Annotated in this window: 23 protein-coding genes and 3 tRNA genes; 8 read left to right on the forward strand and 18 right to left on the reverse strand. The window is 41.9% G+C overall.

The features are described from left to right. Positions 1-27 precede the first annotated feature (27 nt). The 5 genes from uvrB to bioB form a co-directional block, all read right to left on the reverse strand. Positions 28-2,046 carry an excinuclease ABC subunit UvrB gene (gene uvrB, locus G3341_RS14780; protein ID WP_154624709.1) on the reverse strand — a complete coding sequence of 673 codons (2,019 nt, stop codon included), beginning with the start codon at positions 2,044-2,046 and terminating at the stop codon, positions 28-30. A 753-nt stretch (positions 2,047-2,799) separates the two neighbouring features. Beyond that, positions 2,800-3,486, reverse strand: coding sequence for a dethiobiotin synthase (gene bioD, locus G3341_RS14785; protein WP_163862728.1), 687 nt, complete (start codon positions 3,484-3,486; stop codon positions 2,800-2,802). Then, positions 3,479-4,255: a malonyl-ACP O-methyltransferase BioC gene (bioC, locus tag G3341_RS14790; protein ID WP_163862731.1), complete on the reverse strand. Its 777-nt coding sequence runs from the start codon at positions 4,253-4,255 to the stop codon at positions 3,479-3,481. The genes bioD and bioC overlap by 8 nt, the downstream gene beginning before the upstream one ends. After that, positions 4,236-5,390: an 8-amino-7-oxononanoate synthase gene (gene bioF / locus G3341_RS14795; protein WP_163862733.1), complete on the reverse strand. Its 1,155-nt coding sequence runs from the start codon at positions 5,388-5,390 to the stop codon at positions 4,236-4,238. The genes bioC and bioF overlap by 20 nt, the downstream gene beginning before the upstream one ends. Then, positions 5,390-6,427: a biotin synthase BioB gene (bioB, locus tag G3341_RS14800; RefSeq protein ID WP_163862735.1), complete on the reverse strand. Its 1,038-nt coding sequence runs from the start codon at positions 6,425-6,427 to the stop codon at positions 5,390-5,392. The genes bioF and bioB overlap by 1 nt, the downstream gene beginning before the upstream one ends. Positions 6,428-6,519: 92 nt before the next feature. Between bioB and bioA the strand changes: the two genes are divergently transcribed. Then, positions 6,520-7,791: an adenosylmethionine--8-amino-7-oxononanoate transaminase gene (bioA, locus tag G3341_RS14805; protein ID WP_163862737.1), complete on the forward strand. Its 1,272-nt coding sequence runs from the start codon at positions 6,520-6,522 to the stop codon at positions 7,789-7,791. Positions 7,792-7,829: 38 nt separating this feature from the next. Here the strand turns inward: bioA and pgl are convergent, their stop codons facing one another. Continuing rightward, entirely contained in the window at positions 7,830-8,816 is a 987-nt protein-coding gene (pgl, locus tag G3341_RS14810) for a 6-phosphogluconolactonase (protein WP_163862739.1), read from the reverse strand. A 339-nt stretch (positions 8,817-9,155) separates the two neighbouring features. Here pgl and G3341_RS14815 point away from each other — a divergent pair, with 339 nt between their 5' ends. Next, a complete protein-coding gene (locus G3341_RS14815; protein ID WP_154624704.1) occupies positions 9,156-9,974 on the forward strand; it encodes a pyridoxal phosphatase in 819 nt (272 codons plus the stop codon). Between the two features lie 119 nt (positions 9,975-10,093). On the opposite strand, the gene modC is transcribed toward G3341_RS14815, so the two are convergent. From modC to G3341_RS14835, 4 genes are all read right to left on the reverse strand, one after another. Continuing rightward, positions 10,094-11,188, reverse strand: coding sequence for a molybdenum ABC transporter ATP-binding protein ModC (gene modC / locus G3341_RS14820; RefSeq protein WP_163862741.1), 1,095 nt, complete (start codon positions 11,186-11,188; stop codon positions 10,094-10,096). A 1-nt stretch (position 11,189) separates the two neighbouring features. Next, positions 11,190-11,879, reverse strand: a complete 690-nt coding sequence (gene modB / locus G3341_RS14825; RefSeq protein ID WP_154624721.1) for a molybdate ABC transporter permease subunit — start codon at positions 11,877-11,879, stop codon at positions 11,190-11,192. Between the two features lie 18 nt (positions 11,880-11,897). Continuing rightward, the gene (gene modA / locus G3341_RS14830; RefSeq protein ID WP_244316516.1) at positions 11,898-12,617 is read right to left on the reverse strand and encodes a molybdate ABC transporter substrate-binding protein; all 720 of its coding nucleotides are present in this window, start codon (positions 12,615-12,617) and stop codon (positions 11,898-11,900) included. A gap of 288 nt (positions 12,618-12,905) precedes the next feature. Beyond that, positions 12,906-13,055, reverse strand: coding sequence for an AcrZ family multidrug efflux pump-associated protein (locus G3341_RS14835; RefSeq protein ID WP_154624701.1), 150 nt, complete (start codon positions 13,053-13,055; stop codon positions 12,906-12,908). Between the two features lie 213 nt (positions 13,056-13,268). Between G3341_RS14835 and modE the strand changes: the two genes are divergently transcribed. The 4 genes from modE to gpmA all read left to right on the forward strand — a co-directional run bounded on the left by modE (position 13,269) and on the right by gpmA (position 17,839). Next, complete coding sequence (modE, locus tag G3341_RS14840; protein WP_154624700.1) at positions 13,269-14,060, forward strand: molybdenum-dependent transcriptional regulator; 792 nt, start codon at positions 13,269-13,271, stop codon at positions 14,058-14,060. Positions 14,061-14,357: 297 nt separating this feature from the next. Then, positions 14,358-15,842, forward strand: coding sequence for a molybdate ABC transporter ATP-binding protein ModF (modF, locus tag G3341_RS14845; protein WP_154624699.1), 1,485 nt, complete (start codon positions 14,358-14,360; stop codon positions 15,840-15,842). 221 nt (positions 15,843-16,063) lie between these two features. Further along, positions 16,064-16,894 carry a CPBP family intramembrane glutamic endopeptidase gene (locus G3341_RS14850; protein ID WP_163862745.1) on the forward strand — a complete coding sequence of 277 codons (831 nt, stop codon included), beginning with the start codon at positions 16,064-16,066 and terminating at the stop codon, positions 16,892-16,894. Between the two features lie 192 nt (positions 16,895-17,086). Further along, positions 17,087-17,839 carry a 2,3-diphosphoglycerate-dependent phosphoglycerate mutase gene (gene gpmA, locus G3341_RS14855; RefSeq protein ID WP_154624697.1) on the forward strand — a complete coding sequence of 251 codons (753 nt, stop codon included), beginning with the start codon at positions 17,087-17,089 and terminating at the stop codon, positions 17,837-17,839. 96 nt (positions 17,840-17,935) lie between these two features. Here the strand turns inward: gpmA and G3341_RS14860 are convergent, their stop codons facing one another. After that, positions 17,936-18,622 carry an outer membrane protein gene (locus tag G3341_RS14860; protein WP_154624696.1) on the reverse strand — a complete coding sequence of 229 codons (687 nt, stop codon included), beginning with the start codon at positions 18,620-18,622 and terminating at the stop codon, positions 17,936-17,938. Positions 18,623-18,987: 365 nt separating this feature from the next. Here G3341_RS14860 and G3341_RS14865 point away from each other — a divergent pair, with 365 nt between their 5' ends. Further along, the gene (locus tag G3341_RS14865) at positions 18,988-19,737 is read left to right on the forward strand and encodes a hypothetical protein (protein ID WP_163862746.1); all 750 of its coding nucleotides are present in this window, start codon (positions 18,988-18,990) and stop codon (positions 19,735-19,737) included. A 79-nt stretch (positions 19,738-19,816) separates the two neighbouring features. Here the strand turns inward: G3341_RS14865 and aroG are convergent, their stop codons facing one another. The 3 genes from aroG to nadA all read right to left on the reverse strand — a co-directional run bounded on the left by aroG (position 19,817) and on the right by nadA (position 23,087). Next, entirely contained in the window at positions 19,817-20,872 is a 1,056-nt protein-coding gene (aroG, locus tag G3341_RS14870; protein WP_154624694.1) for a 3-deoxy-7-phosphoheptulonate synthase AroG, read from the reverse strand. 365 nt (positions 20,873-21,237) lie between these two features. Next, a complete protein-coding gene (gene pnuC, locus G3341_RS14875) occupies positions 21,238-21,963 on the reverse strand; it encodes a nicotinamide riboside transporter PnuC (protein ID WP_154624693.1) in 726 nt (241 codons plus the stop codon). 83 nt (positions 21,964-22,046) lie between these two features. Next, entirely contained in the window at positions 22,047-23,087 is a 1,041-nt protein-coding gene (nadA, locus tag G3341_RS14880; RefSeq protein ID WP_163862748.1) for a quinolinate synthase NadA, read from the reverse strand. A 252-nt stretch (positions 23,088-23,339) separates the two neighbouring features. Here nadA and G3341_RS14885 point away from each other — a divergent pair, with 252 nt between their 5' ends. Beyond that, entirely contained in the window at positions 23,340-24,215 is an 876-nt protein-coding gene (locus G3341_RS14885; RefSeq protein WP_154624691.1) for an aminoglycoside 6-adenylyltransferase, read from the forward strand. 93 nt (positions 24,216-24,308) lie between these two features. On the opposite strand, the gene phoC is transcribed toward G3341_RS14885, so the two are convergent. The 4 genes from phoC to G3341_RS14905 all read right to left on the reverse strand — a co-directional run bounded on the left by phoC (position 24,309) and on the right by G3341_RS14905 (position 25,623). Then, on the reverse strand, positions 24,309-25,055 hold the full coding sequence (gene phoC, locus G3341_RS14890) for an acid phosphatase PhoC (protein ID WP_154624690.1): 747 nt from the start codon (positions 25,053-25,055) through the stop codon (positions 24,309-24,311). A 279-nt stretch (positions 25,056-25,334) separates the two neighbouring features. After that, positions 25,335-25,410 (reverse strand) — tRNA-Lys (locus G3341_RS14895). Between the two features lie 30 nt (positions 25,411-25,440). After that, positions 25,441-25,516, reverse strand: a tRNA-Lys gene (locus G3341_RS14900). Between the two features lie 31 nt (positions 25,517-25,547). Next, positions 25,548-25,623, reverse strand: a tRNA-Lys gene (locus G3341_RS14905). Positions 25,624-25,732: the final 109 nt, after the last annotated feature.

Genomic DNA, 25,732 nt, shown 5'->3' on the forward strand with positions numbered 1-25,732 from the left:
AGGCATCTCGTGGTTAACGTTATCTCATCATGAATTAGCAATAAAACGTTCTCTGAGTTCTTGTAATTGATCGCGAACATTTGCAGCCGCTTCAAATTCCAAGTCTTGAGCATGTTTATACATCTGAGCCTCAAGCTGTGAAATACGTTGCTCCAATTCTTTTGTTGATAGCAATTGGATATCATCGCGATGATCAATTTTCGTATTCTCTTTATTGCGCCCTTTCGATTTTCCGCCCACTTTGTGGCCGATTTGTAGAATATCGCCGACTTTTTTATTCAGCCCTTGAGGAACAATACCATGCTGCTCGTTAAAGGCGATCTGCTTAGCTCGGCGTCGTTCCGTTTCTTTGATGGCTTTTTCCATCGAATTGGTAATTTTATCGCCATACAAAATCGCTTTACCATTTAAGTTACGAGCAGCGCGTCCTATTGTCTGAATCAATGAGCGTTCTGAACGTAAAAAGCCTTCTTTATCCGCGTCCAAAATCGCCACTAATGAGACCTCTGGCATATCAAGACCTTCTCTAAGCAAGTTGATCCCGACTAAAACATCAAATTCACCAAGCCGTAAATCACGAATAATTTCAACACGTTCAACTGTATCAATATCAGAGTGAAGGTAGCGAACGCGCTCCCCATGCTCTTCAAGGTATTCTGTTAAATCTTCAGCCATCCGTTTTGTCAGTGTGGTGACCAACACACGTTCATTTTTCTGGGCGCGTATGCGAATTTCGGAAAGTAAATCATCAACCTGAGTCGCGACTGGACGCACCTCAATAATGGGATCCAATAAACCTGTTGGCCTAACCACCTGCTCTATCACTTCAGAGCCCGATTTTTCTATTTCATAGTTACCCGGTGTTGCTGAGACATAAATCGTTTGTGGCGCCAACGCTTCAAACTCTTCAAAGCGCATTGGCCGGTTATCCAGTGCAGAAGGTAAACGGAAACCATATTCTACCAACGTTTCTTTACGAGAACGGTCTCCCTTATACATAGCACCAATTTGTGGAATGGTGACGTGAGATTCATCCACCACCAATAGGCCATCTGCGGGAAGATAATCAAACAAGGTTGGAGGTGGTTCTCCGGGAGCTCGACCAGATAAATAGCGTGAATAGTTTTCAATCCCAGAGCAATAGCCAAGTTCATTCATCATTTCAAGATCGAACTGAGTTCGCTGGGTAATGCGTTGCTCTTCTAAAAGTTTATTATTTTCGAGTAGCACTTTACGTCTATCAGCCAGCTCCACCTTGATTTGCTCCATCGCTTCTAAGATCCGATCTCTAGGAGTGACATAGTGGGTTTTAGGGTAAACGGTAAAACGAGGCACACGATGTTGGATCTGGCCTGTCAAAGGATCAAATAAAGATAGCCGCTCAACTTCTTCATCAAATAATTCAACCCGTAGCGCATATTCATCTGATTCCGCGGGGAAGATATCGATAACTTCACCGCGTACGCGAAATGTTCCCCGAGTAAAAGCTTGATCATTACGTGTATATTGTAGATCCGCTAAGCGGCGCAAAATAGCGCGTTGATCGATAATCATGCCATCGGTTAGATGCAACATCATTTTTAAATAGCTATCCGGATCACCAAGACCATAGATGGCAGAAACAGAAGCCACAACAATCACATCACGTCGTTCCAGTAAGGCCTTTGTGGCTGACAAACGCATTTGTTCAATATGCTCGTTAACAGAGGCATCTTTTTCAATAAAAGTGTCTGAACTCGGAACATAAGCTTCAGGCTGATAATAATCATAATAAGAAACGAAATATTCAACTGCATTATCAGGGAAGAAAGCTTTCATTTCGCTATACAATTGTGCAGCCAACGTCTTGTTGTGTGCCATCAACATGGTTGGACGGTTTTCTTTGGCAATCACATTGGCAATAGTAAAGGTTTTACCTGAACCCGTTACACCAAGTAAGGTTTGATGAGCTAGGCCATCTTCCAACCCTTCAGAAAGCCGACGAATGGCTTCTGGTTGGTCTCCTCCTGGTTGAAAATCAGAATACAATTTAAATACTTTACTCATTACCCACGCCTCTTAAACGATCATTCCCTTATAATACTGGATAAAAAACCAGCTTCAAGTACTGAATTTAAAATTTCTCTAGCACAAATTTTATTGTGGATAGCGTTAGGTTATCCCCAAAATTTTACTTGACCTAACGTTATTTATATATTTTATGCTGATGCCATTTCTGCTCTTATCTCAAATAAAAAATTGCGTATTGATTTTATTTAACTTATTGTATTTCAATACGATTATTTATGAGTCTGAAATCACATCAAATAAAGGCAAAGCCGCTTGTCACCTTGGATACGGTTGTTTTTTTAGATCTAATTCACAAGGTTATCCACAGAAATAGTGGATAACTCTGCAATCCCTTTAAGATAGTGCGTTTCCGTTCTACTCTAAAAACCACATAGACCAAATAAATGACAGAAAAATGGCAATTCAGTGAAAATTTTTTTACGCAGAATTTATCACAAAAACAATATTTATTCTGGTTTACAGGATCAGAGTTGACAAAAATGGCGGATTAACGATCCAGAATCACTTTTTACACTGCACAAACAGAAACATAAAAAATTATTCAGTAAGATCCATGAGATAGAACATGTCATGCTTTAATGGCAACACGGAACATGTAAGTGTCATGGCGAAACAACTGGTGTTCGTCAGTATGTTTCCAACAATACCTGCGAACACTGCAAAACAAAAAATCCACTTTATTGTGGATTTTTTTGGCATTTAAATATTCCCACTCTTTCTCAGCACTCATCACAACGCTGTCAGCAACCGTCTCACATCAATATACTGACCAACATCCAAAAATGTATCGCTATTTTGATAAGGAATTGTACCAAGAGATGGGGCATTGATCGTGCGGTGTAACGTCTCTAAATATTCTGCTTGATAGGTTCCTGCTGGCTCGACCTCATTAGCTATCCACCCCACCAATTTTAGTCCTGATTGCGCGATGGCCTGCGCTGTTAACAACGCATGATTAATACAGCCTAACTTGATACCAACAACCATGATCACAGGCAATTGTTGCTCAACCACCCAATCGGCATAACTGTGATGTGCTGATAGTGGCGTATACCAACCGCCAGCCCCTTCAACTAAAACCCATTGGGCTTTTGATTGCAACTGTTTTAATCCATCAGTCATCACCGAAAACGCGATTGGTTGCCCGACTTTTTCACTAATAATATGCGGAGACGTTGGTGCTTCAAATACAATTGGATTCACTTCTTGGTAAGTTAATGGCAGTGTACTGTTTGCCTGTAAAAAGAGTGCGTCACTATTGCGTAGCCCTTGTGCCGTCTGCTCGCTACCTGAAGCAACTGGCTTATAACCCGCAGTTTGATAACCTAATTGATTAGCGGCTTGTAGCAATGCACAACTGGCTACCGTTTTGCCGACTTCAGTATCGGTGCCAGTCACAAAAAAGGTTTTAATCACGATAAATTATTCCAAATACAGTTTGATAAGTCAGTTCTAGGCCGTTCACTGACGCTGGGTAGGCATGTGTGAGTTGCTGTAATCGTTGCCTTGTCATCAATCCACCTTGGCGTCCTGCCGTAAGATGCGTCGCGCCTATCCCTTTTAATGAATTCAACAAGCGAGCTAAATCAGGAAAATACAGTTTATCGGGCTGAAGCAGTAATTGATGCTTCCATGGCTGACAGCTCGCCGTAATCAGCTCAAAGCTCAAAAACTCATTCACATGTGAATAGCCATCTAACTTAGCCCAAGCTTGTGATAATTCAGACAGTGAGCCTTTCGCAAGAGTCGTAAATACAATAACGCCCCCACTTTTGGTCACTCGATGTAATTCCGTTAACGCTTGTGATAAGTTTGAGCACCACTGGATCGCTAAATTAGAAAAAACGATATCGAAGGTTTGGTCGGCAAAAGGCAGTAATTCCATATCTGCACAAATATATTGTGCAGCGGCCTTTTTATCGCGAGCAACCTCTAACATGCCTAATGACAAATCTAACGCGGTGACTTCAGCGCCTTGTCTTTTGATAATTTGGCTGAAAAATCCCGTTCCACAGCCAACATCAATCACTTTTTTATCACTTAAATTTACCTGTGCTGAGGCTAATAAATCCAATAATTGGTGACCGCTGTTTTGCTGATAATACGCTATCGAATCATAGCGCTTTGCCGCTTTACCAAACGCAGAGGCAATTTTTTGCTTTTCATCACTTAACGGCAAAACCATGTAGCGCCTCCAACAGTTGGTCTATATCTTGTTGGCGATGAGCCGCACTCAGAGTAATGCGTAATCGTGCACTTCCGGGCGGGACAGTAGGCGGGCGGATCGCTTGCACCCAGAGCCCTTTTTGCCGAAGATAATTAGAAAGCTGAATACTGTCATCATTATCACCAACAATGAGCGGTTGGATTGCCATCGATGAATTCGCTAATTGCATACCACTCAACTGACTATTTTTTCTAAAATACGCAATATGCTGATTAAGCCGTTCCCTCTCGTCATCAGCGTTACGGATCTGTTGTAGAGCCGCTGATAGTGCAATAGCCTGAGCCGGTGGCATTGATGTACTATAAATAAGATGGCGAGCTGCTTGGATAAAATAATCTGCGGTAGCTTCATCACACAAAACCGCGGCCCCACTCAAACCAAAAGCTTTGCCGAAGGTGACAATCAGCAGTTCGGGTTTAATACCATCAACATCACAACTACCGCGCCCTTCTCGCCCTCGCACGCCAATACCATGTGCATCATCCACCATAAGCCATGCATTATGCTGTGTGGCAAGCCGCTGCAATTCAGCGAGTGGCGCACAGTCACCGTCCATACTAAAAACACCTTCAGTAATGACAAGCGTTTTCCCTTTTGCTGGAGGAGCGAGCAATTTTTCTAGTGATAGCGGGTTATTGTGGGTAAAACGCCGTAAAGTAGCGCGAGATAACATTGCTGCTTCAAGGATCGATGCATGGCTAAGTTTATCGGCTAAAATGCGGTCATCTTGGGTCATCAAAGCGGTGATTACCGCTTGATTTGCCGCAAAACCAGAGATAAAGAGCAGTGCTCTCGGATAGCCTAACCATTCAGACAGCGCATTTTCTAGCTGGTAATGGGCACGAGAGAACCCTGTAACATGCCCTGAACCACCGCTGCCTGTGCCATATTGAGCAGCGCCTTGCTGCCAAGCCTCAATGACTTTGGGATGGTGACTTAGGCCTAAATAATCGTTTCCTGAAAAATTCAGGTACTGATGGCCATCAACCTGCAATTCACGCCCCGTATTATGCTCAACACAGGTTCGTTTGCGCCAAATCGCATTCTGCTGGCGCTGTTTTAACTCTGCTTGAATAAAAGATTGCCAGCTCATTAGATCGCCGCATTGTAAAACTGTTGGTTGTCTGCGGTAAGGATTTTTTCCGCTAAATGCGCGGCTTGTTGATTGTCGCCTTCATTAACCTCAATACGTTCAGGGTTAATATTCAATTTTCTGAATAGTGCTAAATCTTTATTTTCATCTGGGTTTGGTGTCGTGAGTAACTTACAACCATAAAATACTGAATTCGCTCCTGCCATAAAACACAATGCTTGAGTTTGCTCATTCATGTATTCACGCCCAGCAGATAAGCGTACATAAGAGGTTGGCATCATAATACGTGCAACCGCAATAGTTCGAATGAAATCAAATGGATCGACATCGTCGTTATCAGCCATTGGCGTCCCTTCAACCTTCATCAACATGTTGATCGGCACACTTTCAGGCGGCTTAGGTAAATTGGCAAGCTGTACTAATAATGCAGCCCGATCGCTAATTTTTTCTCCTAAACCTAAAATTCCACCAGAACAAACTTTAATGCCGGCATTACGTACATTGTCTAGGGTATCTAAGCGGTCTTGATAAGTTCTCGTGGTAATAATGTTGCCATAGTATTCTGGTGAGGTATCAAGGTTATGATTGTAGTAATCGAGGCCTGCTTGCGCGAGGCGTTGAGCCTGATGATCGTCAATCATGCCCAATGTCATACATGTTTCCATGCCAAGAGATTTTACCTCTTTCACCATCATTTCAAGATAAGGCATATCTCTTTCACGCGGGTTACGCCAAGCGGCCCCCATGCAAAAACGTGTTGATCCTGCTTGCTTAGCTTTTTTTGCTGATTCAAGAACTTGCTGTACTTCCATTAAACGTTCGGTTTCTAAACCTGTTTTATAACGAGCACTTTGCGCACAATATTTACAATCTTCAGGGCAAGCGCCCGTTTTGATTGACAGTAAAGTACTCACTTGCACCTGCTGTGGATCAAAATGCTGTCGATGCACTTGCTGAGCTTGAAATAGAAGTTCAAAGAAAGGCATAGAAAACAATTCATTAGCCTGTTTAGTTGTCCACTTTTTTAATTCGCTCACGGCAGTTCTCCATCGTAAAAAGTCGTTGCCAGTTTAAATATTGCGGTTATCATGTCAACCAAATTTAATAAAATAAGTTGACGATAAAATAAATGGACAATTCAGATATTGCTTTCGATGCTAAACATATTTGGCATCCCTACACCTCGATGAGCCAGCCAATCCCAGCCTATCCTATTGTTGAGGCGAGAGGGGCAGAACTCATTATGGCTGATGGAAAAAAACTGGTTGATGGTATGTCTTCTTGGTGGGCTGCGATCCACGGCTACAATCACCCTGTGCTCAACCAAGCAGCAACAGAACAACTGCAAAAAATGTCTCATGTGATGTTTGGTGGTATTACGCATCCCCCAGCCGTCAATCTATGCCGTCAACTCGTTGACATCACACCTGAACCTTTAGAATGTGTTTTTCTTGCTGATTCAGGTTCAGTGGCCGTAGAAGTTGCACTAAAAATGGCGCTTCAATACTGGCAAGCGAAAGGAGAAAAACGTCAGCGTATTTTGACGTTACGTCATGGTTATCATGGGGATACCTTCGGTGCGATGGCGGTGTGTGATCCTGACAACTCTATGCATGGCCTCTACAAAGGTTATTTACCTCCGCATATTTTTGTCACAGCCCCCCAATGTGGTTTTCATGACCAATGGGATGATGATGACTTATTACCGATAAAGCAAGCATTGGCAGCGAACCATCGACACATTGCGGCGATAATACTAGAACCGATTGTTCAAGGTGCTGGTGGGATGCGTATTTATCATCCTCAATATCTGAAAGGCGTTCGCGAGCTTTGTGACTACTACGGGATCTTATTGATTGCGGATGAAATCGCCACCGGTTTTGGCCGTACTGGGGCATTATTTGCTTGTGACCATGCTAATATTTCCCCTGATATTATGTGTTTAGGAAAGGCTTTGACTGGCGGCTATATGACACTTTCAGCAACCTTAACCACTCGTCACGTAGCAGAAACGATTAGTGACGGTGAAGCGGGATGCTTTATGCATGGGCCAACCTTTATGGGGAATCCCTTAGCTTGCGCAGTTGCCAACGCGAGTCTGCTATTATTGCGTGAAAGCCCATGGCAGCAAACCATCGCCAATATTGAACAACAACTTTTTCAAGAACTTACACCACTTGCCCACCATGCCGATGTTAAGCAAGTTCGCGTTTTAGGTGCGATTGGCGTCGTTGAGATGCACCAGTCTGTCAATACTGCTGAGCTACAGAAAAAATTTGTTGCTGAGGGGGTATGGATCCGGCCGTTTGGGCGGCTCATTTATGTCATGCCACCTTATATCATCTCACCAGAACAACTGAGTAAAGTGACAGGGGCAATAAGAAAAGTGATCGAAGGGTAAAAGACCCCTTTATTCGTAAAGGGATCTTTTCATGCAATTTAGCGTGCAAGTACCGTTACCCACATAGGGCCTTTTCCTACTGGGTAGCGGCCAATTTGTGTGAGCTTACCGGTAATTGGGTCGATTTCACTGACCGAAATACTGTCGGACTTTTGTCCACTCGAAATCAAAAATCGTCCCGTCGCATCGATATTAAATCCACGAGGCTGCTCTTCAGTTGGATAAGTGCCCGCAAAGGTTAATTCACGGCCATCATCAGAAACCAGGAAGTGGCTAATATAACTATCTGAACGCTCACTCGCATAGAGATGACGACCATCTGGCGTAATATGAATATCTGCGGCCCAGCGTTGGCTGTCACTGCCTTGTGGATAGACATTGATATGTTGCGTTTGACGATACCGTGTAAATTTATGGTAGACATTAATCGTCGAATCCAATTCATTAACACAATAAATCACTTTATGCTGAGGGTGGAAAGCCAAATGGCGAGGCCCTGCACCTTGTGCAGCACTAATTTGATCAGCAGAGGCTTCCGTTAAATAACCGTCAGCATGTAGATCAAATAAACGGATATGATCTTCCCCTAAACAAGGTACCCATAATTGCTGATTGTCTGCATCAACATGTGAAGAGTGCGGGTTACGTAACCCTTCAATAACTTGGATCGCCGTTTGCGGCACACCTGCGCTGTTTATTGGTAATACCGCCAAATTGTGTTGATGGTACGACGGCACAAACAGATACTTACCTGTGTTATCCAATGATAAATGTACTGGTGTACTTGGAATTGAGGTTTCCGCTTTGAAACTTAATGTGCCGTTATCTTCTATACGGTAAGTGATGACGCGAAAGTTGGGTCTTACCCCAATATAAAGATGTTTTTTATCATGGCTTAATACCATTGGCTGTACTTGGCCTGGCGTCGTCACAGTCTGCAACAAAGTAAGTTCACCGACTTCGTTCATAGACCAAACGTGGATCTGATGGCTTTCGGGGCTAGCAATATAGACAACCTGATTCATCCTGTCTCCTTTGTGTTTCATGATAAAGCGCTATTTTGTCATTATGACGGTTAATCTCTAGATACACTAGCGAATAACAATTAATAACGCTTTTTTAACGATATCAAGTTATTAATTTGTCGTAATATGACTAAAACAGTGGATTACCAATAACTTGACTCGATTCGTCAATACGCCACTTTAGTTAATCTCGAATATCCGCTAAGATGGTAAATTATACTCAACCTAGATTATTATCAGGCTAATCAGATTTCCCTTTCTGTTCAGCCTCCGACGTCAAAACCACCATATCGCCATTAAACCATGGCATATGTAACCTCAAATCACGTGGAGCCGTTTATGTCATACCGCGTTATTGCGCTCGATCTCGATGGAACACTACTTGATCCTCAAAAGAAGATTTTACCTGAATCTCTAGCTGCTTTGAATGAAGCACGCCGTCAAGGCGTCAAAGTACTGATTGTGACTGGACGCCATCATGTTGCTATTCACCCTTTCTATCAAGCTCTTAATCTTGATACTCCAGCGATTTGTTGTAACGGAACTTACCTTTATGACTATTTAGGTAAAAAGGTTCTTGCCTCTGATCCAATGACATTAGAGTCAGCAACACAAATGATAGAAAGGCTACGTGATACGGATATTCAACATTTAATGTATGTTGATGATGCAATGTTGTATAACGCGCCGACTGAAGGGATCAAAAGAACCCTTAGCTGGGCAGAAACCTTGCCAGAAGCACAGCGTCCAAATATTCAATTTGTCGAAAATTATGCTGATGTCATGCACGATTATCAATCGATCTGGAAATTTGCGGTAAGCTCCGAAAATCTGGATCAGCTTAAAGAAGTTGTCCATGGCATTGAAACTGATTTCGGTTTGGAGTGTGAATGGTCTTGGGTTGATCAGGTTGATATTGGGCGTAAAGGAAACAGCAAGGGCCTACGTCTCAAACAATGGGTTGAATCACAAGGCATGACCATGGATGATGTAGTTGCTTTTGGCGATAACTTCAATGACTTAAGTATGCTAACGACTGCTGGTCTAGGTGTTGCAATGGGCAATGCAGTCGATGAAATCAAACAACAAGCCAAGCTGGTCACTCGCGATAATACCCAACCGGGCATTGCCGAAGTGATCCGCAAGTATGTTTTGTAATTCCCATCAAGAAAATAATAATAAAGTGATCACTCAAAATACGTTAAGTTTTCACTAGGTTGCAATGGCGCGGATCCTGAGAAATCTATGGCTAGGATCCGTGTTCAGCACCAACAATACTATGACTTGGGGCTTGGAGTATGAAGCGTAATCTGCCGGCTTAGCGAAACACTCTTCACTTGAGCATAAACTTTCCGCCCTTTGCGGATAGAAAGCTCATCGCGCGCCCAGCGAGTAATTCGCGCCCATAAATAGTGCTGATCCCCTAAATCTAACTTCACGTCGACCTGTTCACCATCTTCTATCCACTCAACAACCTCCGCAGATAAAATATTACGAATACTGCTCACTTGAGGTTTTTCTAACACCAACGAGACATCTGAGGCATCAATGCGTAAACGTAACATGTGGTCTTTTTGAGTATCAATACGTGGGATCCACAGTTTTTGGTGACCTACCGTCACGGCGGTCATTGCATAATCAGGATGGTGACCATGGCAGATCACATTCAGCACACTACTTAATGTTTCTTGCTGCAACCAAGGACGTAATGCACTACTTGCCCATACCTCTTCTAACGGGCCGAAAGCTTTTACTTTCCCTTGTGCCATCACAATCACTTTATCAGCTAAACGTAAAATTTCATCAAGGCTATGGCTCACATACAAAATCGGGATTTTGACATCCTGAGAAAGCCTTTCCAAATACGGTAATAATTCACGTTTACGCGGTAGATCAAGAGAAGCCAAAGGCTCATCCATTAATAAAATTTCAGGGGCTGTTAACAACGCACGACCAATCGCAACACGCTGTTTTTCCCCCCCCGATAGCGTAATTGGAAAACGATTCAGTAATTTTTCGATCCCTAACAAACCCACGATTTCATCAAAACGCCCTTTCATCTCTGGCGCCATCCCGTAACGTAGGTTGTTTTTTACGCGATAATGTGGAAAAAGCCGAGCATCTTGAAACACATAGCCTATATGTCGCTGTTCAGGTGGTAAGCAGATCCCTTTTTCCATATCCACCAATGTGCGCCCATTAAGCACAATACGCCCACGATTCGGCTTGGTTAGCCCCCCAATGACATTGATCAAGGAGGTTTTCCCCGCACCAGACAAGCCAAATACTGCCGTTATGCTTTCTGTGGGTAACTCAGTGTTCACTTCAAGCTGTAAATCACCCAGTGTCTGTGAAAAATCAAGTTGTAACATATCAGGCTACCCCTAATCGCTTTTTACCCCAACGGGTTAGCCATTCTGAAATTAATAGTGAGATCAGTGCGAGCACTATCGCGATAACACACAGACGAGCAGCATCAACTTCTGCTCCCGGTGTTTCAATTAGCGTATACATCGCCAATGGTATCGTTTGAGTTTCACCTGGAATATTTGATACGAAAGTGATCGTGGCACCAAATTCACCTAAAGAACGCGCAAAGGCTAATACCGTACCCACAATAATACCGGGTAAAGAGAGCGGAATGGTGATAGTGAAAAAGACACGTAAAGGTGTCGCCCCTAGCGTTCTAGCGGCCTGTTCTAATTTACGGTCGACAGCCTCAAGCGCTAAACGAATGGCTCTCACCATCAAAGGAAATGCAACAACAGCAGAAGCCAAAGCCGCACCACGCCAACTGAACGTGAAGCTAAACCCAAACCAATGATACAACCACTCACCAATAAATCCACGGCGTCCCATACTGATCAACAGTAAATACCCCACTACCACTGGCGGTAATACCAGTGGTAGATGAATAATACTATCAAGCAGTGTTTTGCCAGGAAAATGGCAACGAACCAATACCCATGCAACTAATATCCCTAGCGGTAGGCTAAAGATCACCGCAACACTAGAGACTTTTAAACTTAGGTAAATCGCTTCCCATTCATAAGCACTTAACATCTGCAATACTATAATCTCTTAACGTGGAGTGAAACCGTAACGTTTGAATACCTCTGATGCCGCAGGCGTTTTCAGATATTCATAAAAGTCACGAGTGGCTTTATTATCTTGATCTTTCACAATAGCCATTGGGTATTCAACGGGTTTATGTGAGTCAGCTGGAAAGATACCGACAACTTTCACTTTTTGACTGGCAACGGCGTCAGAACCATACACGATACCTAAAGGTGCTTCATCGCGTTCAACAAGCGCCATACCGCTGCGTACGTTGTTTGTTCTCGCTAACATGGGATTGACAGTATCCCATGCCCCTAAGTAGTTCAACGCTTCTTTAGCATAAATCCCAACAGGCACATGATCAGGATCACCTACCGCAAGACGTCCGCCATCGAGCAGTTTTTTCCAATCAGTCTGTTTATTGATATCGACTTTTTCAATTTTCGAATCTTTTGGTGCAATAAGCACTAACTCATTATCTAATAAAGTGTAACGGGTATTTTCAACCATTAACTGCTTATCAATAGCATAATCCATCCATTGTTGATCGGCAGAAATAAATAGATTTGCAGGGGCTCCTTGCTCGATTTGGCGTGCAAGCGTTGATGATGATGCATAAGATGAAACCACTTCTACTTTGCTTTCTTTCTGAAATTGCTCAGAGATTTCATTCATCGCATTTGTCAAAGAAGCGGCAGCAAAAACGGTAATCTTCTCCGCAGCAACACTGTGGCTTGCCATTGAAAGCGTTATCGTGGCACCCGCCAGTAACTTAATTAAGCTTTTTTTCATGTTAATCCATCCTAAAATTTAACTGTCCCGTTATATATAACAGGACACAACGATAACTTAAAGTCATAGGATGCATAAAAGTGTGCTAGCGCAATGAATTGACCAAAAATTGGCGTCAATGGCACAAAATGCGGGGAGCCTACACTCAAATCGGATTAGTCAAAGAAAGGATGTTGAGTAGCCTGTTTCTTCACATTATCCGTCAAGAAACAGGCACACTTAAATAAGGAGGGAGAATTATTTATTCTCGGAATGATGATGCGGAACGTGAGCTTTAGATAACAGGTTAAAGAAAGCCCCAAGGCCATAAATTAGCCCCATAATCAAAAACATCACAACTGGAACCATCAACAGGGCAAAACCCATGCTTTTTAGAATATCTAACATTAAAGCCTCTTCAGTGATACTGTGCCCACCAGCCAACTGATGCGCTGACGAGGGAAAATAAAGCTGAATTTAAATAATAACGTATATAATAGTGATAAAACAGCCACTATTGTAGACAAATTACATTTCAAACGACACACTAAACGTGCTTTTTCGTCGCAGTTTCGTTGTTCATGGCGTCGTTCTTAACAGGAAATAGGAAGGGAGATATTTATGCAGGCAGAAATCTTACTCACGCTAAAACTACAAGGAAATTTATTTGCTGACCCTCGCCGAATTTCACTGCTTAAACAAATCAAAGCCACAGGATCGATTAGCCAAGGCGCTAAATTAGCAGGGATCAGCTATAAGAGTGCTTGGGATGCCATCAATGAAATGAATCAGTTGGCGGATGATATTTTAGTTGATAGAGCGACGGGCGGTAAAGGCGGCGGAGGAACAACGCTCACTCATTATGGTGAAAGGCTGTTACAACTTTACGATTTACTAGCACAAATCCAGCAAAAGGCATTCGATGTTCTCAAAGAGGACAATTTACCCCTTGATAGTCTTCTCGCTGCTATTTCTCGCTTCTCGCTACAAACCAGCGCACGTAACCAATTCTTTGGTACCTTAATTGCAAGAGACCATAGCCAAGTCCAACAACATGTCCAAGTGTTGTTAGCGGATAATAAAACCGTTATTAATGCCGCCTTAACAGAACAGAGTGCCAACCGCCTAGGCCTTGCCGAAGGTAAGGAAGTACTCGCTTTAATTAAAGCACCTTGGGTGAAATTGACTAAGCCGTCAGCAGCAACGGACGAATTTGATAATAAACTTGCAGGTAAAATCACAACACTTGAACGTGGTGACGAAAATAGCGAAGTTATCGTCACCTTATTAGGCGGTGAAACCCTGTGTTCAACACTCAGTAACCAAGAAGTCGATCAACAGCAGCTCCAGATCAATGACGATGTCACCGCCCAATTTAATGCCGATCAAGTGATCATCGCAACGCTTTGCTAATCAAACGCACTTATTTATTGCCACCATCATCCTCAATAAATAAGTGCCCTCATCTTTTTTTTATGCTTCATTTCTCAGTGAATTATTGACATTGTCTGCAATCATGATTATTTGTGGAGGAGACAGATAGGTAAATATAACATCGATACTCTAGCTAATTCGAGTTGGCAGCCAAAAAGCAAGTTAATGCATCACTAGGCATAAAGACAACAACCTGACTAGTGAGCGGGCGCTTAGCCAATATTATTCATACCGTGCAGCCGCTTGAAGCAGAAGGGTATATAAGAAGGAAGTATTATGGCTTCAATTACTCTGCGTCACAGTAGCTTTAGGCTCAATGACACGCAAACACTGGATATACCTGAATTAACAATTAATCAGCATGAAAACTGGGCATTTATTGGTGCTAATGGCAGTGGTAAATCCTCTCTTGCCAAGGCCTTATCAGGAGAACTGAAGCCGTTATCTGGTATCGTGGAAAATACGTTTAACACCCCCATTCGTCTCTCTTTTGAACAACTGCAAAAAATTATTAATGAAGAATGGCAACGTAATAACACCGACTTACTCGGCGAAAATGAAGATGACACGGGCTATACCGCCGCTGAAATTATTCAACTCCACCATCGAGATAATGAATATTGTTTAGAATTAGCCGCAAAATTTGGTATCAGTGATTTACTCTCTAGGCGCTTTAAATATTTATCTACGGGGGAAACCCGTAAAGTATTACTCTGCCAAACCTTAATGGCACAACCTGATTTATTGGTGCTTGATGAACCTTTCGATGGACTAGACGTCTATTCAAGAAATAATCTTGGCGAGTTGCTATACAGCCTATCTGAAAAAGGGCTAACCATTATATTAGTGCTTAATCGATTTGATGAAATTCCTGATTTCATTGATAACATGGGCGTTTTAGCTGATTGCAAGCTCAGCGTATCGGGAAATCGTGAGTCAGTACTTGCTAACACCCTAATCACTCAGCTGCAACACAGCGAAAACCTTAAACAACTCTCTATCCCTGAAATCGAAGACCCAACCGCACAAATTTCATTAGCAGACGATGTGCCACGCGTTATTTTGCGCAATGGCGTTGTCAGTTATAACGATAAACCTATTTTGCACGGTTTAAACTGGCAAGTTAACCCGAAAGAACATTGGCAAATTATTGGTGAAAACGGGGCGGGAAAATCCACATTATTGAGCTTAATTACAGGTGATCACCCGCAAGGCTACAGTAATGATTTAACTTTATTTGGTCGTCGCCGAGGAACGGGAGAAACCATCTGGGATATCAAACGCCATATTGGTTACGTCAGCAACAGTATTCACCAAGAGTATCGCGTCGCAACTAGCGTGATTAATGTCATTATTTCAGGTTTTCACGACTCTATTGGTTTATATCAAACACCTTCAGATCGCCAAGTACAATTAGCTTATGAATGGCTTGCTTTACTAGGATTTTCCGCACAATCCGCACAACAACCTTTTCATAGCTTATCATGGGGTCAACAACGCCTTGTACTCATTGCACGCGCACTTGTTAAACACCCAACAGTGTTAATTTTAGATGAACCCCTACAAGGGCTTGATGGCTTAAATCGTTTATTAGTACTCCGCTTTATCGATATCATGCTGAACCAAGGTTCGACACAACTGCTGTTTGTCAGCCACCACCAAGAAGATGCGCCTAGCTGTATTACGCATCGACTAAAATTTATTCCCGATAACGGCAAATACCGTTATGACATAGAAGTGGTTGAGCATCATCCCGCTTAATATCATGATAATCAGGGTCGATAATGTGATTTGATGATTTATCGACCTTAATTAATCTAATGATTGGCTTACCTATTCTAAAACAAAAATGTATAACTTCTTTATTTACGTTTACTTGTACAAATACTGTTTCCATATATTGGATTGATGCCTCGAAAAATGAGTCAAAATCATTACACTGTGCCGCTTTCAATAATTCTCAGTACGATTTAGGAGTATTTATGGCCGGCTGGCTTGTCTTGGCTATTTCACTTGCAACACTGGCAACACATCGATTTATCGCCCTATTTTTATTTTTTATTGCGGTCATTATAGCCTTGTTCACTCATGTCCTTAGCTGGCAAGCTATCTTACTGCTTCTTGTCATAACTATGATTGGAATAATTCGCTGGCGTTTTCAATACCATTTAGTCGTCAAAATCGTCAGTGAAATCGCACTGCTCGCCATTGTAGTTGGTCTATTTCTTCATGTATTCCCAGGTTTTAACAACCTCAAATACCTTGATAAGGTTATTGTCGGTGAGCAAAGCGCCCCTTTTACCCTGTATTTAAATTTCGACAAGGCAATAGTGCCTGTTGCTTTATTATTTTGTCTGCCTAATCTATTTTCTACTCAACCACTTAAAACCGCTAAACCTTGGCAATGGTGGATTTTAATATCCGCCGTTCCTGCATTACTGATTATTGCCGCGATCAGTGGAGGAATTGATGTTGAATGGCATTTCCCCACATGGCTGCCGATATTTATGATCAGTAATCTGTTGTTTGTCTCACTCGCTGAAGAGGCGCTCTTTCGCGGTTACTTACAACAACGATTCACCCAATGGCTAGGCTCCCCCTACCTAGCACTCATGCTCAGTGCCCTACTTTTCGGTGCAGCACACGCCGCTGGAGGCCCTTTATTGATCCTCTTTGCCACCCTTGCGGGGATTATCTATGGTTTAGCGTGGATGTGGAGTGGAAAATTATGGCTTGCTGTATCGTTTCACTTCGGGTTAAATCTATTACATCTATTGTTTTTTACTTACCCAGTCAAAATGGTCTCTGGATGAAAAATAAGCATAGAAGAGGATATTTTGCGGCTTCATCAGCGAAATTTTTGTCTAGTTAACGCGCTTACCATCACTTTTTTGATTTGGTTTGGGTAAAACATCAGTTGTGACTAGCGTTCGGATTGACTATCCCTATAATGTAGGTCAGCAATGATTCATTTTAATTTGAATGTACTGATAGGAGTTTAAGCTATGGCTGTAACTAAACTGGTTTTGGTAAGACACGGTGAGAGTGAGTGGAACAAAGAGAACCGTTTCACTGGCTGGACTGATGTTGAACTGTCAGACAAAGGCCGTGAAGAAGCAAAAATTGCAGGTCAACAGTTGAAAGAAGAAGGTTTTGTCTTTGATTTCGCATATACCTCAGTTCTGAAACGTGCTATCCATACTTTATGGAATATCCTTGATCAGGTTGATCAGCAATGGCTGCCTGTTGAAAAAAGCTGGAAACTGAACGAGCGTCACTATGGTGCACTACAAGGCCTAGATAAGTCTGAAACTGCGGCGAAATATGGTGATGAGCAAGTTAAATTATGGCGTCGTGGTTTCGCAATCACGCCTCCTGAGCTGACTAAAGATGATGAGCGTTACCCTGGTCATGACCCACGCTATGCAAAACTATCAAGCGATGAACTGCCAGTGACTGAAAGCTTAGCAACCACCATCGAGCGTGTTGTTCCTTACTGGGAGCAAGAGATCAAACCACGTGTTGCAGCAGGTGAAAAAGTGATTATTGCCGCTCACGGTAACTCACTACGCGCACTGGTAAAATACTTGGATAACATGGGTGAAGAAGAAATTCTCAACCTGAATATTCCAACCGCTGTCCCTTTGGTTTATGAGTTTGATGAAAACATGAAACCAATCAAGCATTACTATCTTGGTAACCAAGAAGAAATCGCGGCTAAACAAGCTGCGGTTGCCAACCAAGGAAAAGCGAAATAATTAACGCTTTATCCCACGTTGTCAACAACCTAAAGGGTTGGCAAATGCCAACCCTTTATATACGACATATCCCAATGAATAACAATGAGTTAATGTTTAAAACAGATATCTCACGCCCAGCACTAGCTCTTGTGATTTAAGATGCGCCTTCATTTGTTCATCCTGTAGGCCACGGGCATTAGCAAAATTGTTCATTCCACTTTCGATCTTACCTAAATCAATATAACGGTAGCCTAAATCAAAATTCAGTCTTTCAATAGGCTCATAGCTGACACCCGCCCCAAGAGAGTATGCTAAGTTAGTATCGGTGTTACTGCCATATTGGCGTGAAGGGTTGCCTTGCCACCCTGAAGATTTCACTTTTGCAATACCGATACCCGCTGTACCGTACACTGAAACCCCTTGATGGATTTCATAGTCACGATAAACATTCAACATTAAGCGCTGTGATTCCGTTTTATGATGGTTAAAGCTTGTCGAAAAAATTGATGAACCACTCGTGTATTCTGCCTTTTTATTAAAGGTATATTCAGCTTCTGTACGCCAGCCATTACCATACTGATAACCCGCTGCCAGTGAAGCATTATAAAAATCATCTTTATCATCGCCCGAAACAAACTGACCAATTCCTGGGCGAAGACTCGTATCCATGCTATCCGCTTTTTGCCACACTTTCGCGAGTCGTGCAGCTCCGTAATATCCCTCGTGACCTGTTGATGCAATAGCACTACCAATCGAACTAATCAAAGCAAAGGCTAAAGATACAATTTGTACTTTTTTCATTAAATAATCCTATTTAGTTATAATTCCAGCTAGTGATTATTTAGCTTAAGTCAAATTAAAGATAGGGGACTTTTTTGAACGATTTGTTCATTTTTATTGAAAAAACAAAATTAAAATCTTGGAAGAAGATAATGTAAAGAATATAAAAAACGAGTAATCTCAGAACATTGATGATTAGGAATGTTCTTAAATATTGATTTTCTTGATTAACCCAAATAATGATAGAAAAAAACCCACCTAGTGGGTTGCGTTTTTTTCTGCCTACCATCAAAGAGTGCCAATAAATTTCGATTTATCGCGATAGCACTCGACACCCTACTTTTTTATGGCACAATTTATTTAATGATGAACTAATTGAGAATTTTATGAATAAATTCAATCTCTATGTTTGGGTTGGGCTGGCGCTTAATATTTCACTACTTGGCTCACTGCTGTATATGCTCCAAACAGGTGAACTGATTATTGATGGCTCTGACGGCGCCCAAAATGCACATTTAATGAGAATATTAATGATCATTGCGTGCGTTAGCTTTCCAATCCAGCTGATCAGCATGATGATCATGAGCTACAAACCCAGAGTTGCGATTGGTGTCGCGCTAATAAGTAGCTTAGCACTCATGCCAATCACGATTGTTTTCCTTTGTGGCATGATCTTTTCAGCGATACGTTGGCGTTTCCATCAACTGGAAAGCGTTGATCCAACCATCAAAGTTGATTTCGATACCAACCTTGTCTTTAACAATCGGCATAATACACTGCGGACCATCATCGTTGGCGTACTCGGCGCGATATTCGTGGTTTTGAGTCAAAGCTTAGGAATGTTCTTGATAGTCCTTGCGATTCTGCTATTTATTTTGGGAAAACGCATTCATGGCACACCTTACGTAGCAACCAAAGGTAGCTATTTTTATATCCGCCCCAGTTTATTTAGTCTCTATTACCGAATCCCATTAAAAGATGTTACTTACTTAAGACACGAAAAAAATACTGTTTTATTGCAAGCTCAAGCAGGACAAGGTAGCCAAAACATGATTCCTTTATCCATTTCACTGTCCCATTTAAGCGAAGAGGATAAAAACAAGTTGGGTGAAATATTAGAAAAAGTCGCTCATTAACCGATAAACCCCCTACAAAGCAAAAAGCCCGTGTCGCAAAATACACGGGCTTTTCTTTCGTATTACCGCTATCAGCCAGTTACTTCTGACGACGAGCAATCACAGCATCAGATAATTGACGTAGTACTTTTTCAGTATCATCCCACCCAATGCATGCATCTGTGACGCTTTTACCATAAACCAGTGGCTCACCAGAATCTAAGCTTTGGTTTCCTTCTACAAGATGACTTTCGATCATCACCCCTGTGATAGAACGATCGCCTTGGCGTAATTGTTCACTTACATCATCAGCCACAATCATCTGCTTCTCAAACTTCTTACTACTGTTAGCATGGCTGAAATCAATCATAATGCTTGGCGTTAGCCCTGCGTTGGCTAGCCCTTCACGTACCGCTTTAACATGCTCTGCGCTATAGTTAGGCTCTTTACCACCACGCAAAATAATGTGGCAATCCTGATTACCACTCGTATTCACGATAGCTGAATGGCCCCATTTGGTGACAGATAAGAAACAATGCGGCGAACGTGCAGAGTTAATTGCATCAATAGCAATTTTAATTGTGCCATCGGTCCCGTTTTTAAAACCGACAGGACAAGAAAGACCCGATGCGAGTTCTCGGTGAACTTGGGACTCCGTCGTACGTGCACCAATTGCTCCCCAGCTCATTAAATCAGCAACATATTGTGGGCTGATCATATCCAAAAACTCACCCGCCGTTGGTAGCCCCTGATCATTAATTTTGACCAATAGCTCACGAGCAATACGCAATCCTTCATTAATATCAAAGCTATTATCCATATGAGGATCATTAATTAGCCCTTTCCAGCCCACAGTGGTGCGTGGTTTTTCAAAATACACGCGCATCACGATTTCAAGTGAACCTTTAAGTTCTTCTCTTAATTTATTCAGGCGCTCAGCATATTCTAGAGCCGCTTTAGTATCATGAATAGAGCAAGGGCCAATCACAACAACAAGGCGATCATCTTCGCCTGACAAGATATTATGGATGGCGAGACGTGCTTCATGAACGGTAAACGCCGCTTTATCTGTTGCAGGAAACTTCTCCAGCAATGCAATAGGTGGCAATAATTCTTTTATTTGTTTAATTCTGACGTCATCGTTCTGATAATTCATACCCGTTAATCCAATGTTTATTTTTTTATACTGATGATTTACATACCCTATGGATCCCAATAGCAGAGCGATGGTAAACACTTACTTTAAGCGAAAAGATAATAATAAAATCCTTTTACCACTAACAAAGCTGCGATTAGAAAGACGGCAGGTATCGAAATTTTAATCTAACCGTTCAGCCGCCTTCTGTAAACAGCTAAACATGGTATGAAATTATCACTTTTAGGCTTTAAGATTATAAAATGAGGCTAAAGTCAATTAAATGGCGTAATAGCCCCATTTTTAGGATGATTTTTAGAGGAAAAAGAAACAAAAACGGCAAAACATCGATAATGTTACTTTCACCGTTTTATGATTAAATTTTGTCATGATGAGCGAGAAAGTGGCGCTGAACCATTTTGCTTCGCTGATTTCACCCACAATCTTGAACCATTCAACGCAATGCCTAGTAAGATTAAGTACTCTAAAGACATCGCATATACGCCTTGCTTATAGAATACAACAATACTAATCACGTTAATGATTACCCATAAAAGCCAGTTTTCAACATATTTGCGAGTCATTAGGACCATCGCTACCACAGATAAAACCGTCATAGTTGAATCCCAGAATGGAAACGCATCCGGTTCTAAGGCAGGTAACTGCAAGTTAGCGCCAAATAAATTTAATACGTCAACAGCCCATGTCGCCAATACCCCGAAAACCCTATCAATATTGTAAGTTAAGTAAGCGATTACTAACACAGAGACTAATAACGTTATCATTGCTTTCGGTAAACTCAGCCAACGAATTTTTAACTCCGTTTGCTGCTGATTATCAACACGGCTCCATGCGTACCAGCCATAGATATTCGCGATGAAGAAAAACACCTGTAACAGCAAGTTGGCGTAGAGTTGAATTTGAAAAAAGATCACCGCAAACAAGGTGACGTTGATTAACCCAAAAAAGTAATTGATGGTCTTTTCAAAACTGGCCAACAGAATGCATAATAACCCCGCAATCGTCCCTACCGCTTCGATATATGACAACTCATAAATACTACTCCACAACGGAATAGTGACTAAAATATTACTTGTGCTAAAGAAATCCATCCCAAAATCCTTATATTCATCATGTGTGACACTATAAATAGATTGCTCATCATCACGACACAGATAACAAAACGACTCCCTACCTATTTTAGACTCTCTGCAAAATCTAGCATTCTATTTAAGGGAAGCATTGCCTTTTCACGCAAAATATCACTCACATGAATTTGGTGCTGTTCACCATAGCTCTCTAACGCCTGTGTTATTGCCTTAAGTCCATTCATTGCCATCCAAGGGCAATGGGCGCATGTACGACAAGTCGCGCCTTCACCGGCGGTAGGTGCGATGTATAACGACTTATCTGGGCAAGCCTGCTGCATTTTATAAAAGATGCCTTTATCCGTCGCAACTATCATTGAAGGATTCGGTAACGTTTGTGCAGCTTTAATTAATTGACTGGTTGAACCAACGGCATCCGCAAGGTCAACCACGGCTTGAGGCGATTCAGGGTGAACTAATACAGCGGCTTCAGGATATAGCGCTTTCATTTTAGTTAAAGACTGAGTTTTAAACTCATCATGAACAATACAGGCCCCCTGCCAACATAAAATATCTGCTCCGGTTTGCTTTTGAACATAGCGACCAAGATGGCGGTCCGGCGCCCAAATAATTTTTTCGCCTAAACTATCAAGATGTTCGATCAATTCCACAGCAATACTGGATGTCACAACCCAGTCAGCTCGTGCTTTAACCGCTGCTGAAGTATTTGCATAGACTACGACCGTACGGTCTGGATGCTGATCACAAAAATGCGCAAATTCATCTTCGGGGCATCCGAGATCGAGAGAACATTCTGCGTCAAGTGTCGGCATTAATACCGTTTTCTCTGGGCTTAAGATTTTAGCCGTTTCCCCCATAAAACGCACACCGGCCACCAATAATGTGGAGGCAGAATGGCGGGCACCAAAACGAGCCATTTCTAAGGAATCAGCAACATAACCCCCCGTTTCTTCCGCTAATGCTTGAATATCGGGATCGGTATAGTAATGTGCAACAATAACCGCATTTTTTTCAATCAGTAAAGACTTGATGCGTTCACGATAAAACGCTTTCTCATCAGAGCTTAATCGTGTGGGTTTCGCTGGGAATGGGTAAACCGACTGATTAAAATCAATAAACTCGCTCATCTTCCGCCTCTGTTTAGCATAACGCAATTTTATTTCTAAAATTAGCGATAAAATAAGTAAAACAGCACCTTTTTGTTTTATATACTAAACAAGATACGCTAATTTATCGAGGAAGTCTCGTCGATTTTTCAGCCATTATTTTGTTAATTCAAACCAATAACTAAATAATAACATCTATAATTGTTATGTTTCTTAGCATTTCATTGACTTTACAGGTATCTTAACCGTTTTTATAAATTCGATGGGTTAGTTATGGAATCACCTGCATCTTTAATAAATAAAATTATTTCTGTTTCTTTAATCGATCCTAGAATTGAAGCGGTCATTTTAACGGGCTCTAGAGGAAGGGAACAACATATTGATCGCTATTCAGATATCGATATTGAATTAATCGGTTTAGGCGTAACAGACCTTTTTCATAACCCTAAATGGATTAATACGTTTGCTCAACCTTTGGTTGCATTGCATCTTATGAATGGCGGTGAAAATGAGCCTGAGTGGCCAACTTGTTTAGCGATTTATGAACAGGGCAGAAAGGTCGATTTTACATTTGCAGAACCCTCTCGACTGCAAAAAATGGCTCAACATGGGCTTGATAACACCTATGCACGCGGCTATACCGTATTACTCGATAAAACGGGTATTACGGAAAAACTCCCTGAAAGTCAGCAAGCTCAACTTCCCCCCAAGCAACTTACCCAGAAGAAGTTTACATTTATCTGTAACGAGTTCTGGTATGAGGCACACCAAGTCGCTATCGCCCTGTCACGTGATGAACTCTGGAGTGCTTGGTCAAGAGATGTTGATATGAAAAAGGCCTTATTAACCATGGTTGAACTCCTCGCTTCTATCAAAAGTCATGGTCAGCAAGATGTGTGGTACCATGGAAAAGCTTATCAATCGTGGATGCCTGAACGGATACAACAGGCCACTCAAACCCTTTTTGACTATCGAACCCCACAGCAAGCGGCTCAATCTTTGCACCTATTGATGTCATGCTTCGATGAAGTCACAACCGAGATTGCTCAACACCTTAACTACCCTATCGATCATACATTGAGCCAACGGATGCAAACGCTAGTGATTGGTTTATTGCAGGATAATAGCCTACTCCCTGAAAATATTTGATTTAGACGCTTTCTATTAACCTCACCAACCACTTCACAATAAAAAACCGCCTTGCTACAGATAAATCAGCAAGGCAGTTCTGTTTTATCACAACTATTTTTTCAATTTAGCAAACTCATCTTTTGCTTTTTGTAGCTGTTTTTGAAACTCAGGATTAGAGTGCAGCGTTGCTACAGCCCCTGATGCAACAATACGTGCCGCATCAACATCACTTTGCCAATGGTAACCGCAAATCACACGGCTTTGACCAAGTTCATAACCGCGTTTTAAAATTTTGTCTTGGTTTTCAGGATTAATTTCTGATAGCACTAATGCTGAAGCCCAGCCAATTGATGTATGCCCTGAAGGGTAAGAACCATTTTTAGATAATTTATCTTGGTCTTTCGTGTTACAGGTTTCAACGCCATAGAATGCAAACGGGCGGATCCGCATGTATTTTTCTTTTGCAGAACGAGTCGCTAAATCCCCCGCATCTTCAATCATATTGGTGAGTAATTTATGAATTTCTGGCGAGTCTTTCTCAGTAATAGGGTAACCAAACGCCTCTGAGAATGCATTTGCCACCCCTCCAGCAGCGAGATCAGCATCTGCCGCAGCTTGTTTACCTCGCTCTGTGTTACGCAATAAACGCCCTTTTTCATACATTGCCTGATCATTTAAAAACAGAATACTGCCAACTTCGGGTGGTGGTGGTAGCAATGCTAAGCTATCAATCGCTTGAGCATTTTTTAAATAGTAAAGATCCGGTTTAGTGGTTACATCATTTCCTGGCGGAATGGCCGCAAATACACTCGTTGAAACAAATGCCCCTGCACAGAAAACCGCTAATAATTTTTTCATCCGTTAGTCCTTGCCTATGATTACTTAAAATAAATAACTTATATTTTACAATATGATCAATTATTTATGCTTTATTTAGACTAGTCTAAATCTGTATTCAATACCTTGAGTGAGTTCTCAAAAAAGGAAGCGTCATACGTTCGAATCATCGGGTCGTTGCCACAAGCGCAACGCGGTCTCGCTTCGCTCGGCTCGAACCTGAACGCAGCGTCTCACCGGCACGTTTAGTGCAATCAGTAATTTCAACGTTTGCTGGATGACTTAGAGAAATAAGTGAGATGGTGGGTCGTGCAGGATTCGAACCTGCGACCAATTGATTAAAAGTCAACTGCTCTACCGACTGAGCTAACGACCCATCTGATATATCTGGTTTTGAACTTTAAGATGGTGGGTCGTGCAGGATTCGAACCTGCGACCAATTGATTAAAAGTCAACTGCTCTACCGACTGAGCTAACGACCCATCTACTTATATCTGGTTTTGAATTTTAAAATGGTGGGTCGTGCAGGATTCGAACCTGCGACCAATTGATTAAAAGTCAACTGCTCTACCGACTGAGCTAACGACCCATTTTAAAATACTTTTATCAACACAATTTATTCTTGTGTCAACGGCGGCTTATATTACTGATTTCTGACGATGGTGCAATGATTTTTTTGAAAAAAACGATTGAATGCA

The organism is Providencia vermicola, assembly GCF_010748935.1.
Taxonomy (GTDB): Bacteria; Pseudomonadota; Gammaproteobacteria; order Enterobacterales; family Enterobacteriaceae; genus Providencia; species Providencia zhejiangensis.